This window comes from Maribacter aquimarinus (assembly GCF_047345505.1).
Lineage (GTDB): Bacteria > Bacteroidota > Bacteroidia > Flavobacteriales > Flavobacteriaceae > Maribacter.
Window position 1 is genome coordinate 51,184 of the sequence record NZ_JBLFEO010000010.1, and the last position, 16,517, is coordinate 67,700.

The 16,517-nt window shown below is 52.5% G+C and carries 14 protein-coding genes and 1 other RNA gene; 8 read left to right on the top strand and 7 right to left on the bottom strand.

All coding sequences use genetic code 11. The features are described from left to right. The first annotated feature begins 80 nt into the window (after nucleotides 1-80). The 7 genes from ACKWCC_RS09055 to ACKWCC_RS09085 are packed head-to-tail and all read left to right on the top strand — an operon-like array spanning nucleotide 81 to nucleotide 6,863. On the top strand, nucleotides 81-920 hold the full coding sequence (locus tag ACKWCC_RS09055; RefSeq protein WP_413995604.1) for an EboA domain-containing protein: 840 nt from the start codon (nucleotides 81-83) through the stop codon (nucleotides 918-920). A 2-nt stretch (nucleotides 921-922) separates the two neighbouring features. Further along, a complete protein-coding gene (locus ACKWCC_RS09060; protein WP_413995605.1) occupies nucleotides 923-1,831 on the top strand; it encodes a TatD family hydrolase in 909 nt (302 codons plus the stop codon). Between the two features lies 1 nt (nucleotide 1,832). Beyond that, nucleotides 1,833-2,735: a UbiA-like protein EboC gene (eboC, locus tag ACKWCC_RS09065; protein WP_413995606.1), complete on the top strand. Its 903-nt coding sequence runs from the start codon at nucleotides 1,833-1,835 to the stop codon at nucleotides 2,733-2,735. Nucleotides 2,736-2,740: 5 nt separating this feature from the next. Further along, nucleotides 2,741-3,907 carry a 3-dehydroquinate synthase gene (locus tag ACKWCC_RS09070; protein ID WP_413995607.1) on the top strand — a complete coding sequence of 389 codons (1,167 nt, stop codon included), beginning with the start codon at nucleotides 2,741-2,743 and terminating at the stop codon, nucleotides 3,905-3,907. Nucleotides 3,908-3,909: 2 nt separating this feature from the next. Next, nucleotides 3,910-5,109 (top strand): metabolite traffic protein EboE, encoded by a 1,200-nt coding sequence (eboE, locus tag ACKWCC_RS09075; RefSeq protein WP_413995608.1) that lies wholly within the window; start codon nucleotides 3,910-3,912, stop codon nucleotides 5,107-5,109. Beyond that, the gene (locus tag ACKWCC_RS09080; RefSeq protein ID WP_413995609.1) at nucleotides 5,106-6,476 is read left to right on the top strand and encodes an alkaline phosphatase family protein; all 1,371 of its coding nucleotides are present in this window, start codon (nucleotides 5,106-5,108) and stop codon (nucleotides 6,474-6,476) included. Before eboE ends, ACKWCC_RS09080 begins: the two co-directional genes overlap by 4 nt. A gap of 33 nt (nucleotides 6,477-6,509) precedes the next feature. Beyond that, entirely contained in the window at nucleotides 6,510-6,863 is a 354-nt protein-coding gene (locus tag ACKWCC_RS09085) for a transmembrane 220 family protein (RefSeq protein WP_413995610.1), read from the top strand. On the opposite strand, the gene ACKWCC_RS09090 is transcribed toward ACKWCC_RS09085, so the two are convergent. After that, the gene (locus tag ACKWCC_RS09090) at nucleotides 6,858-8,741 is read right to left on the bottom strand and encodes a DNA polymerase III subunit gamma/tau (RefSeq protein WP_413995611.1); all 1,884 of its coding nucleotides are present in this window, start codon (nucleotides 8,739-8,741) and stop codon (nucleotides 6,858-6,860) included. The two genes, ACKWCC_RS09085 and ACKWCC_RS09090, sit on opposite strands and share 6 nt — an antisense overlap. A 182-nt stretch (nucleotides 8,742-8,923) precedes the next feature. Here ACKWCC_RS09090 and rnpB point away from each other — a divergent pair. Further along, nucleotides 8,924-9,222: RNase P RNA component class A (gene rnpB, locus ACKWCC_RS09095), an RNA gene on the top strand. An 81-nt stretch (nucleotides 9,223-9,303) separates the two neighbouring features. Here the strand turns inward: rnpB and ACKWCC_RS09100 are convergent. From ACKWCC_RS09100 to ACKWCC_RS09125, 6 genes are all read right to left on the bottom strand, one after another. Beyond that, on the bottom strand, nucleotides 9,304-10,971 hold the full coding sequence (locus tag ACKWCC_RS09100) for a formate--tetrahydrofolate ligase (RefSeq protein WP_413995612.1): 1,668 nt from the start codon (nucleotides 10,969-10,971) through the stop codon (nucleotides 9,304-9,306). A 116-nt stretch (nucleotides 10,972-11,087) separates the two neighbouring features. After that, a complete protein-coding gene (locus tag ACKWCC_RS09105; RefSeq protein WP_413995613.1) occupies nucleotides 11,088-11,255 on the bottom strand; it encodes a Lacal_2735 family protein in 168 nt (55 codons plus the stop codon). Nucleotides 11,256-11,406: 151 nt separating this feature from the next. Next, nucleotides 11,407-12,834 (bottom strand): amidohydrolase, encoded by a 1,428-nt coding sequence (locus ACKWCC_RS09110; protein ID WP_413995614.1) that lies wholly within the window; start codon nucleotides 12,832-12,834, stop codon nucleotides 11,407-11,409. Nucleotides 12,835-12,940: 106 nt separating this feature from the next. After that, nucleotides 12,941-14,413, bottom strand: a complete 1,473-nt coding sequence (locus tag ACKWCC_RS09115; RefSeq protein ID WP_413995615.1) for a cryptochrome/deoxyribodipyrimidine photo-lyase family protein — start codon at nucleotides 14,411-14,413, stop codon at nucleotides 12,941-12,943. After that, a complete protein-coding gene (locus ACKWCC_RS09120) occupies nucleotides 14,413-15,717 on the bottom strand; it encodes a cryptochrome/photolyase family protein (protein WP_413995616.1) in 1,305 nt (434 codons plus the stop codon). Before ACKWCC_RS09120 ends, ACKWCC_RS09115 begins: the two co-directional genes overlap by 1 nt. Continuing rightward, nucleotides 15,718-16,410, bottom strand: coding sequence for an SDR family NAD(P)-dependent oxidoreductase (locus ACKWCC_RS09125; protein ID WP_413995617.1), 693 nt, complete (start codon nucleotides 16,408-16,410; stop codon nucleotides 15,718-15,720). Nucleotides 16,411-16,517 lie beyond the last annotated feature (107 nt).

A 16,517-nucleotide genomic window follows, 5' to 3' on the forward strand; every position in this document is an offset into this window, starting at 1 on the left:
TTATTTTTGAAATAACTGTAAATCTGTTTCGTTACATAGCCAAGCGGAGCGGTATTTGTTTTCCATAAAATAAGACAAAAGTGGGTATTGAGAGCATCATAAAAAAAAATGTTCCGGAAAGTGATTTATCCCGTCTGGACCAAACCATAGGGAACATCACGGCCAAGCGCTCCGTTCGCGACCTCTATATGGCCTACAGTTTGCTGAACAAGAATTTTGACAGGGACAAAAAGGTGGTTTGTAGCGATATCGATGAAGATTTGGGGGCGTATCTGGTACAGCACCGGGCCAACCTATTGGATCTGGCCCGTATCCATCTGTTATCTGGGGTGCTGCGGAAAGACCATGATTTTTTTGTGGATAAAGTGGCGAATATCATTCAGGTGGCAGACACCTCGGAGTTGGCCACCTTCTTGCGTTACATGATACTATTGCCCAATGCGGGTGATTTTAAGCAGACCGCGGTCGAGGCCCTCCGTACAAACATAGCCGTCCTGTTCGATGCCATTGCGCTGAACAATCCCTATCCCGGTAAATTTTTCAATGATCGGCAGTGGAACCAAATGTATCTTAAGGCTGCTTTCATGGAACGTGACCTCTCCCAGATACAAGACGTGGATCTTCGGGCCAATAGGGAGCTTTCCCGCATCATATCGGATTACGCGCATGAGCGTTGGGCGGCATCCCGTAAGGTAGATCCATTGTTTTGGAGGCCGGTTGCCCCTTTTTTGGACCAGGCCCTCCTTGAAGATATGCAACGTCTTTTGGAGAGCGATGATGTGGAAGAGAACAAGGCCGGGGCCCTGTGCTGCCACCACTCCAATAATGAACGAGCAATGGCCCTTTTGCAGGGATACCCAGCGCTTTTGGAAGCAATACAACGTAAAGAACTCACCTGGAACACGGTAAAAACAATGTAGTTATGGAAAAAGAAATGATGATCATAGACCCGCATGTGCACATGTCTGCCAGAACCACCGATGATTATGAGGCCATGGCGGCCGCTGGCGTGGTCGCGGTGATCGAGCCCTCTTTTTGGTTGGGACAGCCCCGCACCCAAGTGGGCTCCTTTCAAGATTACTTTAGCAGTTTGGTGGGCTGGGAACCTTTTAGGGCCAGTCAGTTTGGCATCAAACATTATTGCACCATTGGGCTCAATTCCAAAGAGGCCAACAATCCCGCCCTTGCCGAGCAGGTCATGGACCTATTGCCCCTTTACCTGCACAAGGAGAATGTGGTGGCCATTGGGGAAATTGGTTATGACGACCAAACCCCCGAGGAGGACAAGTACTTTAGGATGCAGTTGGAGATGGCCAGGGAACTGGACATGACCGTACAGGTGCATACCCCGCACCGTGACAAAAAAGCGGGAACCATCAAGAGCATGAAGGTATGTCTGGAGCACGGCCTGGACCCCGGCAATGTGATCATTGACCACAACAATGAAGAAACGGTGAAGGAAGTGCTGGACCGTGGCTTCATAGCGGCCTTTACCATTTACCCCAAAACAAAAATGGGGAATGAGCGCATGGTGGAAGTGGTACGCCGGTTTGGCAGTGACAACATCATTGTGGACAGTTCTGCAGACTGGGGCGTTAGCGATCCCCTTGCCGTTCCAAAAACGGCGTCCCTGATGTTAAAGCGCGGCATTGCCAAGGAAGACGTGGTAAAGACCTGTTACCAAAATGCCCTGGACGCCTTCTCCAAAAATGGCAACATGAAAGAGGAACATTGGTTGCGCCCCGCTGGGGTGGACCAGTCCCAGCTTTTCAATGACAACAGCGTACTGCGGGGACAGGTGCCCAGAATAGATGCCGATCAAATAAAGTAGGATGCGAGAAAAGCTCTTGGGCCTTGCCCGTTTGGCAAGGCCTGCGAACCTGCCCACCGCCGCTGCGGACATCTTTGCCGGGGCGGCCTTGGCGCTATGGGTCAATGGCGGTGGGGTGCAGTCCTTCCTGATGGCCAACGGGATTTCTTGGGCCCTGCTGGTACTGGCCTCCATACTGCTCTATGCCGGTGGGGTGGTTTTCAATGACGTTTTTGATGCCGATCTGGATGCCGTGGAGCGTCCGGAGCGGGCCATTCCCCAAGGCGTGGTAAGCATACAAGAGGCCATTGCCTGGGGATGCATACTGATGATCGCGGGCAATGTGCTTGCTTTTTTGGCCTCCCCGATGAGCGGGGTGCTTGCCTTGGTACTTTCGGCAGCGATCATTACCTACGATGCCGTGGCCAAGAACCACGGTTTTTTTGGACCCCTGGCCATGGGGGTCTGCCGAGGTCTTAACCTTATCCTCGGGATGTCCGTCATTGCCGTTATGAGCCCCATTTGGTACTTGTCCCTGGTTCCGGTGGTGTACATCTTTGCCATTACCTTGATCAGCAGGGGAGAGGTGCACGGAAACAATAAAGCCCATATCGTTTGGGCCGGTGGTCTTTTTTTAACCGTGGCGGCGGCCATGCTTTTGGCCATTATGCATCTTGGGGCGCACGTGCTTCCCGCCTTGCCTTTTTTGGGGTTCTTTCTGTTCATGGTGCTACGTCCATTAATGGGTGCCCATCGTGATAATTCGCCAAAAAAAATAAAGAAAGCGGTCATTTCAGGTGTTCTGGCACTCATTGTCATGGATGCCTGCTGGGTGGCCGGTTTTGCAGATTGGACCCTGGCCCTTCCCGTATTGTTGCTTTTGCCCCTATCTTTGTGGTTGTCTAAACTTTTTGCCGTTACCTAAGCGCTATGGAACAAAAAACCATTAAACAATCTTTTTCGGTTCCTTACACCTATCAACTCTATTTTACGGCAGGTGTTTTCAATGCCGATAATCCCCTGTTCACAAATCTCATCAAAGGGTACCGATCGGCCGGACGTACCAAATTGCTTTTTGTGCTGGATGATGGCTTGGGGGCACACCATGGGGAGCTTGCCGAAAAAATAGCAGCATACACCAGCAAGAACAGCGCGCATCTGGACCATGCGGACACTATTACGGTGTTGGGCGGGGAGCGCGCCAAGGAAGGAAACACCCAGGTGGAATTGGTGCTCAAGGCCATTAATGAGAACGCCATTTGCAGACATTCCTTTGTGGTGGCCATTGGCGGCGGTGCGGTGATCGATATGGTGGGGTACGCCGCCGCCATTGCGCACAGAGGGGTAAAACTGATCCGGGTGCCCACCACCGTGCTCGCCCAAAATGATGCCGCCGTGGGTGTAAAGAACAGTGTGAACGTTTTTGGAAAAAAGAATTTCTTGGGCACCTTTGCCCCGCCCCATGCCATTATAAACGATCGTGAATTCTTGGACACCTTGGAACAGCGCGATTGGATTTCTGGCATTGCCGAGGCCATTAAGGTGGCCCTGCTCAAGGACGAAGCCTTTTTTGCCTACATTGAACAGCACGCCATCAACCTAAAAAACAGGGAAATGGAACCCATGCAATACGTCATTTATAAATGTGCCGAGATGCACATGCAACATATTTCGGCAGGAGGGGACCCTTTTGAGGCCGGTAGCAGCAGGCCGTTGGACTTTGGTCATTGGGCCGCCCATAAACTGGAGCACATGACGGGCTATGCCGTGCGCCACGGGGAAGCGGTGGCAAAAGGTATTGCGTTGGACTGTACCTATGCCCATTTAATGGGCCTTTTGGACAATGGGGCCCTACAACGCATCCTTGACGTTTTCACGGCCATTGGTTTTGACATCTCCTTTCCCGTCCATACAGAAAATGGGATGGAGGAACTGCTCCAGGGCATTGAAGAGTTTAGGGAACACCTGGGCGGCACCCTCACCCTCACCTTGATCAAGGGCCTGGGCGTAAAGCATGATGTGCATACCGTGGACAAACCTTTAATGGTGCAAGCCTTGAAACAGTTGAATCAACGTTTTGCCCTAAACCCTTCCTGACCATGCAGTTAAACCAAAACCGGCACCTTACCTATTGCACCAATATCCATCCGGGACAGGATTGGGAGGCCACCTTCAACAGCCTCAAGCAGCATGTGCCTTCCATAAAGCAAGCCCTTAGCCCCAAGAAACCCTTTGGCCTGGGCCTTCGGCTCAGTAACCTGGCCAGTGCGGAATTGGGCTTGGAAAACCGCATGGCCGCGTTCCAGCAATGGCTTAGGGACGAACAGGTGTACGTCTTTACAATGAACGGTTTCCCCTACGGAAATTTTCACCATGAAAAAGTGAAGGATATGGTGCACGCACCAGACTGGACCACCCCGGAAAGGTTGGCCTATACCACGAGGCTCTTTGACCAGTTGGCCGTGTTGCTGCCAAAAGGGCTGGAAGGTGGTGTGTCAACATCGCCCATTAGTTATAAACATTGGCACGGGACGGCGGTGGCCAAAAAGAAGGCTTTGGCCAAGGGAGCGGAACAGCTGGTGGGGGTGGCCCTGCACCTGCACCACTTGGAACAGACCTCCGGAAAGTACATGCACTTGGACATTGAGCCTGAACCGGACGGTCTTTTGGAAAACACCCGGGAAGTGCTCGCCTTTTTTAATGAGGAGCTGTTGCCCGTGGGCATTGAAATCATTGGGGAAGCAATGAAGGTCGGTGCCACGGAAGCGCAGACACTCTTAAAACGGCACATAACCCTATGTTATGACATCTGCCATTTCTCACTGGCTTACGAAGAACCCGAACAGACCTTTGAACAACTGGCAAATGCTGGCATTAAAGTGGGGAAGATACAGGTCAGTGCCGCGCTGAAGGTGCTTTTCAAGGGGGGCGATGACGATGCAATATGGAACGCCCTGCAAGCCTTTGATGAACCCACCTACTTGCACCAGGTTACCGAAAAGACCCCCAATGGAGTAAGCACTTACGCCGATCTGCCCGAAGTCCTTGCGGTACGCGGGCAACACAGGGAGCTCCGCGCCCATTTTCACGTGCCCATTTTTGTGGAGCGCTATGGGAGTTTGCATTCCACCCAAGACCACATCGTCAAGACCCTGGCCTATTTGCGAAAACATGATCTCACTTCTCATTTGGAGGTGGAAACCTATACCTGGGAAGTGCTGCCCGCTGGCATGAAGGAGAACATTACAAACTCCATTGTGCGGGAGCTCCAATGGTTACTAAATGAGATGGGAAAATGAGAAAAACCGTGGTCATCAATGTTGTGGGCCTTACCCAACGTCTCATCGGGGAGCACACCCCTGTCATTTCCGCTTTCGCAAAGTCGGGGAGTGGCAGCACCATAAGCCCGGTGCTGCCAGCGGTGACCTGTACGGCACAGTCTACCTATCTTACCGGGAAATGGCCTTCCGAGCACGGCATTGTGGGCAATGGCTGGTATTTTAAGGAGGAATGTGAAGTGAAATTTTGGAGACAGAGCAACCGCTTGGTGCAAGCGCCCAAAATTTGGGACGAGCTCAAGGGGCTGGACCCCAATTTTACCTGTGCCAATTTCTTTTGGTGGTACAACATGTATTCCAATGCGGACTACAGCATGACGCCCAGGCCCAATTATCTGGCCGATGGACGTAAGATCCCCGATGTGTATTCCCATCCGGCCGCCTTGCGGGACCGGGCACAGGAGGCCTTGGGCACGTTTCCCTTATTTGAATTTTGGGGCCCCAAGACCTCCATCCGCTCTTCACAATGGATCGCGGACGCCGCGATGATGGCAGATGTGGCCCATGACCCCACCCTTACGTTTATCTATTTGCCCCACTTGGACTACAACTTGCAACGCCACGGGCTGGACTTTGGCCTGATACAAAAGGATTTGCGCGAGATCGATCGGGTGGTGGGGCAGCTCTTGGACCATTACCAAAAAAAGGACGCCCACATAGTGCTGCTGTCAGAGTATGGTATTACCAATGTGCACAGACCCGTGCACTTGAACCGGGTGCTGCGTAGCGCTGGGCATTTGGCCCTTAGGGTGGAGCGCGGCCTGGAGCTGTTGGATGCCGGGGCCAGTACTGCCTTTGCCGTGGCAGACCATCAAGTGGCACACATCTATGTGAAACATCCGGAGCGGCTGGAAGAAGTGCGGGCCTTGGTCCGGGCACAGCCCGGGGTGGAGCGGGTATTGAGCGGGGATGAACTGGCCCAGCTGCACTTGGACCATGACCGTTGTGGCGATCTGGTGGCCATTGCGGAAGACGGGGCGTGGTTCACGTATTATTTTTGGTTGGATGATGCCAAGGCCCCCGATTATGCCAGGATGGTGGACATCCATAAAAAACCGGGCTATGATCCAGTGGAGATGATGACGGATCCCAAGGACAAATGGGTCATGGCCAAGGTAGGGGCAAGGTTGCTCAAGAAAAAATTGGGGTTCAGAACCGTAATGGACATCATTCCCTTGGAGGCAGAATTGATCAAGGGAAGTCATGGGCGTATTCCGGAAGATGTGGAAGACCATCCCGTTTTTATCCATAACGTTACCTTGGATGGGGCCAAAACCATTTCGGCCACCGCCGTTTACGACCGCATTAAGCAATTGGTTCTGGATTGATGCAATATCGCTATACGCCTAAGAACAATAACTATGGATCTTTTTTTTAAATTTTTGGGATTTCTCTTTGCGGTGCTTTTTGCTGCCGGTGCCGTGGTACAGCTCAATGATCAAGATGCCGTGGTCTGGGTGGTCATTTACGCCTTGGCGGCCGTGATTTCCCTTTTGTTTGCCCTGGACAGAATTGGATATGTGGCACCCTTGCTCTTGGGCGGGGCCTGCCTTTTCTTTGGTATTTATCTATACCCCGATGATTTTCAAGGCTTTGGTTTGGATGATGGTGATATTGCCACGGTGGAACTGGGCCGCGAGGCCTTTGGCCTATTGATCATTGCAGCGGTCCTTTTGATATTTGCAGCAAGGATCAGGCGGAGGTCCGTTCTATAGATCCAGGTCGAACTCTTTTCTCAAAAGGTCTATGACCGGGTTCTTTTCCCGTAGTTTTTGGTACTTTTCTTCCGGGGTAAAGGCATATTTCTTGGCACTTTCCTCGTTTACCGCGATCTCTAGCCTAATGAAGTGGTTGTTGAGCTCGGTCCTGAGATACTTCATGAGATGGTATTGTTCCCGCTCGATCTCTTTTTTCATGGTACCGTTGGGCAGCTCAATATGGATGCTGTGGTCCGCACCCAGTTTAGGGGTGTCCGTACTCAGGAGGGAGGCAAGGATTTTTTGTCCTTTCGCATCGATGTCCTTCACAAAATTTGCCCAATGCCTCTGTAGGGCTTCCTCCGTAAAATCTTCCCTGGGCAGCTTGTCCTCGTCAATGACCACCTCTATTTTGTTCAGTTCGTGCGCCTTTTTGGCCTGAAGGCTCTTTATGGACAGTCCCGATACTCGTTTTCGGCCAAGCTCGATGCCAATTTTTTCGGCTGGGGCAGGGGTGTGTTGCCCGTTCTTGTCCTCGGTCCGTTCGGCTTCCGTGGGATGCTTTGGTTCCGGTGGTGCCTGGGGCACTTCTTTTTCCGCTGCTTCGGCTAAGTCGGGTTCCTTGTGTGGCTCCTCTACCGGCAATTCCTTTTCGCTGGTCGTTCCGGTGCTCAACGAGGGTTTCGTTGGGGGTGCCATGTCCGTTTCGGTGGCGTTTTCCTGTGGTTTTTGGGAGATTGGCGGGGACGCTTTGGGCAGGCCCCTGTAAAAGGCGGCCGGGGCAATAAAACTGATTTCTTGGTTCTGGAGGGCTACGGATTCAGGATTTTTTTTTTCTCCATTAAAATCAATGGAGGCCAGTTTCATTAGGGTCAGTTCCACCAACAGCCGTTGGTTTTTGCTGGTCCTGTATTTCAGGTCGCAATCGTTGGCCATGTCCAGGGCCTTTAACAGAAAGGGATTACTGGTGCGCCGTGATTGTGCCGCGTACTGTTTTTGTGCGTCTTCGCCCACTTCCAAAAGCGCCACGGTTTCTTGGTGCTTACAGACCATAAGGTCCCTGAAGTGGCTTGCCAGGCCATTGATGAAGTGGTGGCCGTCAAATCCAAGGGAAAGGGTATGGTTAAAGAGCAGTAGCAACTGCGGTATTTGGTGTTCCAAAATAAGGTCCGTGGCCTTGAAGTAGGTCTCGTAGTCCAGCACGTTCAAATTTTCCGTAACGGCTTTCCTGGTCAGTTCCTTGCCGGAAAAACTCACAACGCGGTCAAAAATGGAGAGCGCGTCCCGCATGGCACCATCCGCCTTCTGCGCTATGATATGGAGGGCGTCCGCGTCTGCGTTGATGCCTTGGTTTTCTGCGATGTACATCAGGTATGCCGCCGCATCCTTTACCGTGATGCGCTTAAAATCAAATATTTGGCATCTGGACAGGATGGTGGGAATGATCTTGTGCTTCTCCGTGGTGGCCAAAATGAAGATGGCGTGGTTGGGCGGCTCTTCCAGGGTCTTTAAAAAGGCATTGAAGGCGGCCTGGGAGAGCATGTGCACCTCATCAATGATATAGACTTTGTATTTTCCCACTTGGGGCGGAATGCGTACCTGGTCTATGAGATTCCTGATGTCGTCCACGGAATTGTTGGAGGCGGCATCCAGTTCAAAAATATTGAAGGCGTAGTCTTCGTCCTCGTTTTCGGTGCCGTCGGAGTTGATCTGCTTTGCCAGGATACGGGCGCAGGTGGTCTTGCCCACGCCCCGGGGACCGCAGAAAAGCAGGGCCTGTGCCAAATGATCGTTTTCAATGGCATTCTGGAGGGTATTGGTAATGGCCTGTTGCCCCACAACATCGGCAAATGTCTGGGGCCTGTACTTACGGGCCGATACTATGAAGGGTTCCAAGGCTGCTGTTCTTCTGTTCAACAAATATAAATACTGGGAGGAAATGTAGCTTGTTTTTACCTCGCTTATCATTCATAGTTATCAACAATTGGAGTACCTTTGGCCACAGCAGGCCACCTTATCGCTGCATGCTGGACTTGTGCCAGCGCCCACGTCCTGGTTTACACGGCGTGGGTCCCGATAAAGTTCGGGGTGAAGAGGAAAGTCCGGACACCATAGTGCGGCATAGCGGGTAACGCCCGCCTCCCATGTCCATTGGATGTGGGACGGACCAGTGCAACAGAAAGCAAGTACAGTTAGGCTGTAGTGAAATCAGGTAAACTCTATGCGGTGAAACGCCACGTATATCGGCACTTGAGGGCGGCACGTCCGAGTCGAAGGGTAGGCGGTTGGAGCCTTGGGGCAACCCTTGGCCTAGATAAATGATAAGGGCCCCGATTCCGTTGGGGAACAGAATCCGGCTTACGGCCTGCTTTTTTTATCCGTTCCCCTTTAAAAATCCCGCCCCCAAAAAACGGGTTCGCTTCTCCGGCCCATTTTCAATTGTGCAAGGGTTTTGGCATCAGAACAAGCCCACGATTTCCCCTTCTTCGCTGATGTCCATGCCTTCACTGGCCGGGTGCGCGGGCAATCCGGGCATTCGCATGATGTTGCCGGTTATGGGGATCAGGAACCCGGCTCCGGCCGCAATCTCCACCTCGCGCACCGTGATGATAAAATCCTTGGGCCTGCCCAAGAGCTTGGGGTTGTCCGAGAGCGATTTTTGGGTTTTGGCAATGCAAATGGGCAATGCTTCCAGCCCCAGATCGGCAATGGTGCGCAGATCGGCCTTTGCCTTTGCGGTGTAGTCCACGTGCTTGGCCCCATAGATTTCCTTGGCAATGGTCTCAATTTTTTCGGTAACGGGCAGGTTCCATTCATAGAGGGGCTTAAACGTTGCCGTATTCTTGTCCACGGCGTCCACCACCAGCTGTGCCAGCTCCTTGGCGCCCTCACCTCCTTTTTCCCATACCTCTGCCAGGGCCAGGGCAATCCCGTTTTTCCGGGCAAACTGGGCAATGACCTGTACCTCTTCGTCGGTATCGGTAAGAAATTTGTTTATGGCGATAATGGCGGGGGTGTGGAACTTGGCAATGTTCTCCAGGTGTTTTTCCAGATTGGGCAGTCCCTTGCGCAGGGCCTCCACGTTGGGTTCTGTCAAGGTCTTCAAGGATGCCCCGCCATGATACTTCAATGCCCTTATGGTGGTGGTAAGCACCACTGCCCTGGGGGTTAGCCCGGCGCTCTGGCATTTTATGTCAAAGAATTTTTCGGCACCGAGGTCAAACCCAAATCCGGCTTCGGTTACCGTGTACTCGGAATGGGACATGCCCATCCTTGTGGCTATGACGGAATTGGTGCCCTGGGCTATGTTGGCAAAGGGTCCGCCGTGAATAATGGCAGGGTTTCCGGCAATGGTCTGTACCAAGTTGGGCTTAATGGCGTCCTTTAGAAGTACGGTCATGGCGCCTTCGGCTTTGAGGTCCCTGGCGTAGATGGCGGTTTTGTCATGGGTATAGCCCACAAAGATATTGCCCAGCCGTTTCTTTAGGTCCTGAAGGTTTTCGGCCAGGCACAGGATCGCCATGATTTCCGAGGCCGCCGTAATGTCAAAACCGGTCTCTCGGGGCACTCCGGAGGTGGTGCCGCCCAGGCCTACGATCACGCGCCGCAGCGCTCGGTCGTTCAGGTCCATTACCCTTTTCCAGGTAATGGTTCTGGGGTCCAGTTTCAGCGAGTTGGTCTTGCTTTGTATGTTGTTGTCTATAATGGCCGCCAGGAGGTTGTGTGCCTTTTCGATCGCGGCAAAATCCCCGGTAAAGTGCAGGTTGATGTCCTCCATGGGCAGCACCTGTGACCGGCCTCCCCCGGTGGCCCCGCCCTTGATGCCGAACACGGGCCCCAAAGAGGGCTCGCGCAGCACAACGGTGGTTTTTTTCCCCAGGAGGTTAAGCCCCTCTGACAGCCCTATGGACATCGTGGTCTTACCTTCTCCCGCAGGGGTGGGCGAAATGGCCGATACCAAAATGAGCTTGCTTTGGGCCACCTTGTCTTGGTCTAAGGCGCCCAAAGGAAGTTTGGCCTTGAACTTGCCGTACATTTCCGTGACCTCAGGGTCCAATCCAAATTTGGCAACTATTTCGGTAATGGGCCTAAGGGCCACTTCTTTTGCAATCTGAAGGTCTGTCATGGGCTGGGTCTTTGTTATCCGCCCAAAATACGAAACATTGGCGTGCCCACCAAGATGTTTGGCATTGGCATAATAAAAACACAAGCCCTGGCGTGCTTCATTCCCACGAAAGCACGTTATTCTGCCAGCGCGTCAATTTTCTTCTGGATTTCATCGGCCTGTGAATACTTGTCGTCACTGGCCTTCCTGTTGGTCTTGGAGAGGTCAAAAGCCTCTTTCATGAGCTTTTGGTACTGTTCCTGTAGTTTTTCTTTTTCTGATTTCTTTTTGAACATTCCGAACATAGCTTTTTTTTTTTAATATTAATGTTGATGGCAATTCCCCTAAGGGCCTTGCCCTAAGGCGTGTGGCTTTCCTTTTTTTGGCCGCCCGCTATTTTTTGATGGTTTTGTGGCACGGGTAAGCCTGGCCCTTCGGTGGTTCGGTTGGTTTGTTCTAGTTTTGGCCAATGGGGGGCGGCCCCTCGATCATGGGCTCGTACACTTCGTCCCCTTTTCTGGTCTTGAATTCTTCGGTGACCTTTTGCACCAATTTTTTGTTTTCAAACAGGTCCACCATGGTCATCGCCATCGCCTTGGAGGCATACACCATTCCCTTGTGCCCAATGCTCATGCCCCCGCAGGCCACAACGGCCCAAGAGTGCCAAGGGGTATCCTTGGGTGCCACGGTGACCCCAAGGTTAATGTTGGGTACGTTCCAGCTCACATCGCCCACATCCGTAGATCCGCCACCGGGTATTTCCTTGGTTTCCTTTAAGGGGTATATCTTACTGTCCATGCCCACTTCCGGTTTTCCCGTGGCCTTTTGTATGGCTTTTCCGAATGCATCCTCTTCCGCCGTGTAGGTTATGGGCCCCAGGAGTTCAAGGTTCTTTTGCATGATTTCCCCTCCCGTACGGTTCACAAGGGTTTCATAAATTCCTGAAACCAAGGAAATTTCATGTGTTACATTTGCCATGATGGCGGCTCCTTCGGCCATGGCCTTGACCCTTTCATAGGTTGGTAACATGACCTTTCTCTTGGGGTCCCTGACACGGACCCAAAGTTTGGCGTAATCGGGCACCACATTTACCACTTGCCCGCCGTCCTGTATGTGGTAATGGATTCTTGAACTGGGCAAAATATGTTCCCTGTAGTAGTTGATGCCGGTGGTGTAGAGTTCCAGGGCATCGGAGGCGCTACGCCCGTTCCAAGGATCTCCTGAGGCGTGCGCCGCCTGTCCGTGAAATTCCACTATAAAATCGATCAGGGAGAGTCCGCTCTGCACGTCGGCCTCAATTCCTGAAGATGGATGCCAACTGATGTTCACGTCCACATCGTCCCAAAGCCCCGCCTTTACCATCCATACCTTGGCAAAGTATTTCTCCTCTGCCGGGGTGCCCAGAAATTTTACGGTACCCTTTATTTTGCCCGTTTCCATCAGTTCTTTGATGGCAATGGCCGCGCCAAGGCTGGCGGCACCGAAAAGGTTGTGTCCACAACCATGCCCTGCGGCTCCCTCCTGTAACGGCTCCTTTTCCGGACTGGCTTTCTGGGAGATTCCCGGTAGGGCATCATATTCCCCCAAAATGCTGATCACCGGACTGCCGGAACCGTAGGTGGCCGTGAATGCGGTGGGTATGTCTGCCACCCCCCTGGTGACGGTGAGGCCGTTCTTCTCGGCATAGTCTGCCAAAATGCGGGCCGATTGGCTCTCGTTGAAGGCGGTTTCTGCCAGCGCCCAGATGGAGTCGCTGATCTTTATGAGCGCATCTTTGTGGTTTTCCACGGCCGCAATGACGGTTTTTTTGGTGGTGGTCATCTTTTGTGCGGTTGCCCCAATGGTCATGGTCAGGGCGCAGCACAGCAAAATAATTCGTTTCATTATGGGTTCATTTTAAGTGATTGGTGCCTAAAGATACCAAAATTACGGTAGTTGTCCGTTTTCAACCATTCCAGGGGTGGCGTGCCGTTTGCCCATGTTGCGTTGGCTAATCATGCCGGTCCCAGACCGGCCTTCCGGGAAGCGTGTGTTTTTTCACTATGCGGTGGCCTTCCTTCTTTATCTGGGGCCTTTTTTTGTAGGCGTACAGGGTGTCTCCGGCAAAGGTGCGCATCTTTTTTAGATCAACTATGGGCCTGGGGTAGTCCTTGCCCAGCTCAAAGCCCAGAAAGGCCTGTTCCATTGGGGGCATGGTCCATGGTTCGTGCACATAGGCAGCAGGAATCTGTGCCAGTTCGGGCACCCATTTTTTTACAAAGGCCCCAGAGGGATCGTGTTCCTTGCCGTTTTTCACCGGGTTATAGATCCTAATGGTGTTTACCCCGGTCTCCCCGGACTGCATGTTCAATTGCGGAAAATGGATGCCGGGCTCAAAATCCAGAAAATGCCGCGCCAAATGTTCGGTGCAATCTTGCCAGGGCTGCCAGAGCAGGTGGGTAAAGAAAGAGGCCAGCATGGCGCGCAACCTGAAATTGACAAAACCGGTGGCGGTAAGGCAGCGCATGGCGGCATCCACCATGGGCACGCCGGTCTGGCCCTCGCGCCAGGCCTTTTGCAGTTGGGGCCTTTTTTCCTTGACCAGGGCATGGTAACCTTTGTTCACGCTGTGGAACTCCATACTGCCTTCCATCTCAAATTTTTGGATGAAATGTGCCTGCCAGCGCATTCGCGATAGAAAAGCGCTCAATTGTCTTTTGTTTCCCTTGTCCTTTTGGGCCGCCACAAACTGGCAGACCTGTCGGGTGGAGATGTTGCCCCAGGCCAGATAGGGAGAGAGCCTGCTGCTGTGAAGCCGTGACGACAGGGGTTTGGAGTAGTGCGCATTGTATCCGGCCATGCGGTCTTGCACAAAACTCCTTAGGTATTTCACGGCCATGGTGCTTCCGCCGCGCTGCAGTGCTCCATTGTGCGGGGTATGGAGGTTTACTTTCGTAAAATGGGCCTCAATGAGGGCATCCACTTCTTCCTTACCATAAAAATGGCCTTGTTCCATTTGGGTGCGCACGATGGGCGCGTTGATGAAGGCCACCCAATCATCTTTCCAGCGCAAGCGGTTTTTGAGACCGCGGAACACGCCATTGTTAACGCTTTCATGCCATTGCGTACCTTGTTCCCTGCACCAACGGGCCACCGCTTTGTCCCGGTCATAGGTCATTTTCATTCCGGTTTCTTGGTGGGAGAACAATTGGGTAATGGGCTGGTGCTGCTGCAAGCACTCCAAAACCTGAAGAATGGGCGTGTCTACAATGAGCATTTTGGTGCCGTGGGGTGCCAATTGGCCCTGTAGGTCCTCCAGGCTTTGTTTAATGAAATTTAGGTGCATTTCGCTGTAATGGGGGTCTTGGGTCCAAAGGGGCTCAAAACTGTACAGCAGCAATATTTTTTGCCCGCTGGCAATAGCCCGTACCAAGGGTTCGTGGTCCGTTACCCTCAAATCCCGTTTAAACCAGACCACCACCATTAGCCCACCGCTTCCTTGTACACTTTAAGGCAACGTTCCCGCGCCATCTTGTGGTCCACCATTTTGTCCGGGTAGCTGAGCTCTTGCAGCTCCGGAACCCATTTGTCTATATATTTCCGCTGCTTATCAAACTTGTCCACTTGGGTCATGGGGTTAAAGATGCGGAAATACGGGGCGGCATCCACGCCGCTTCCGGCGGCCCATTGCCAGTTGCCCACGTTGCTGGCCAGTTCAAAATCCAACAGCTTCTCAGCAAAATAGGCCTCGCCCCATCGCCAGTCGATCAAGAGGTGCTTGCAGAGAAAACTGGCCACGAGCATGCGCACCCGGTTGTGCATGTACCCGGTCTGGTTCAGCTCGCGCATGCCAGCATCCACCAGGGCGTAACCGGTTTGTCCGTTCTTCCATTTTTCGAACTCCTCCTCTTGGTTGCGCCAGGCAATACGGTCGTATTTGGGCTTGAAGGCCGCGTTCACGGTATGGGGAAAGTGCCAGAGAATCTGCATAAAGAATTCGCGCCAAATGAGTTCGCTCCAAAACACCTCATTTTCCTCTGCTATGGCCTTGCGCACCATTTGCCTTACGGAAACGGTGCCAAAGCGCAAGTGGGGGCCCAATCTGGAGGTGCCGTTCTCAATGGCCGGAAAATTACGGGTGTCCTCGTAATTTTGAATCAGGTGCTTGCTCACCGTATGATCCGGTACGGCAATGCCCGATGTTGTAAACCCCATATCTTCCAGGGTACACACCGGAAGCCGACTATGATTTACAAAGTTGGAAAAGTCCACGGCATGTTCCGTGAGATGGGTTTTGGGGTTAAAGAGCTCCTTCCATTTGTTCTTATAGGGCGTGTACACCACATAGGGGTCGCCGTCGTTCTTCACGACTTCATCTTTCTCAAAGATCACTTGGTCTTTAAAGGTATGGAACGGAATGCCATGGTCGCTGAGCAGTTTGCCTATTTCTGCATCGCGTTCCTTGGCATAGGGCTCATAGTCGTGGTTGGTGTAAACGGATGCAATGTCGTGTTCCTTCAAAAGTTCCTGAAAGACATGCTTGGGGCTGCCGTGGTGCATGGCCAAAGAACTGTCTGCCTTCTCCTGTAGGGTTCTCCTCATCTTGCCCAACTGCTGGTGGAGAAAACTTACCCGGGCATCGTCCTTGGGCAGCCTGTCCAAAATGTGCTCGTCAAAAATGAACAGCGGAAGCACCGGCACTTTGCCCTTCAAGGCGGCGGCGAGGCCCACATTGTCCTCCAGGCGCAAATCCCTGCGAAACCAAAAAATTGAGATGGGCTCTTTCATTTACGATATGTTTAAGCTGCCCATTCCGCCGTCCACGCCCATGACCTGTCCGGTGACCCAAGTGCTGTCTTCACTGAGCAGAAACACGGCGAGGTTGGCAATGTCCCTTGCCGTGCCCACCCGCTTCAAGGGGTGCCGTTCTGCCATCATCTCCCTTTTCTTCTCGTTGTTCAGCAGGCGCTTTGCCAAGGGCGTGTCCACCAAAGACGGGGCAATGCAGTTTACCCTTATTCTGGGCGCATATTCCGCGGCCAAGGACCTGGCAAAACCCTCAATGGCCCCTTTGGCGGCGGCAACGCTGGTATGGAAGGGCATCCCGGTTCCCACGGCCACGGTACTGAAAAAAACCATACTGGATCCTTCCACCATTTTAGGCACAATGGTCTTTACCACTTGTACCAAGGAAAAGAAATTCAGTTCCATTTCTTCCCTAAAACTCTCCAGCGACAACATTTTCAGGGGTTTTAGGTTAATGCTCCCCGGGCAGTAGGCAAAGCCGTGCAGTTCGGTGGGCAGGCTGCTTTCATCCAAAGTGTCTTGGGTGGCATCAAAGGGGATGTAAGTGGCATTGAGACCGTCCAATTGCTCCTTGGTGCGTGCGGCGATATATACGTTGTAGTCTTTTTCCAGGCTTTTGGCCATTTCAAGGCCAATGCCGTGCGATCCGCCTATGAGCAACATGTTTTTGTTCATAATGTATGTTGAATTTTAAGTTGTGTCAATTTATTGCAATGATCTGTTTGAATGATTGGAAACATCCGTCCCAAAGGTATTTGATACGGGTATGGATGTGTCCAGGA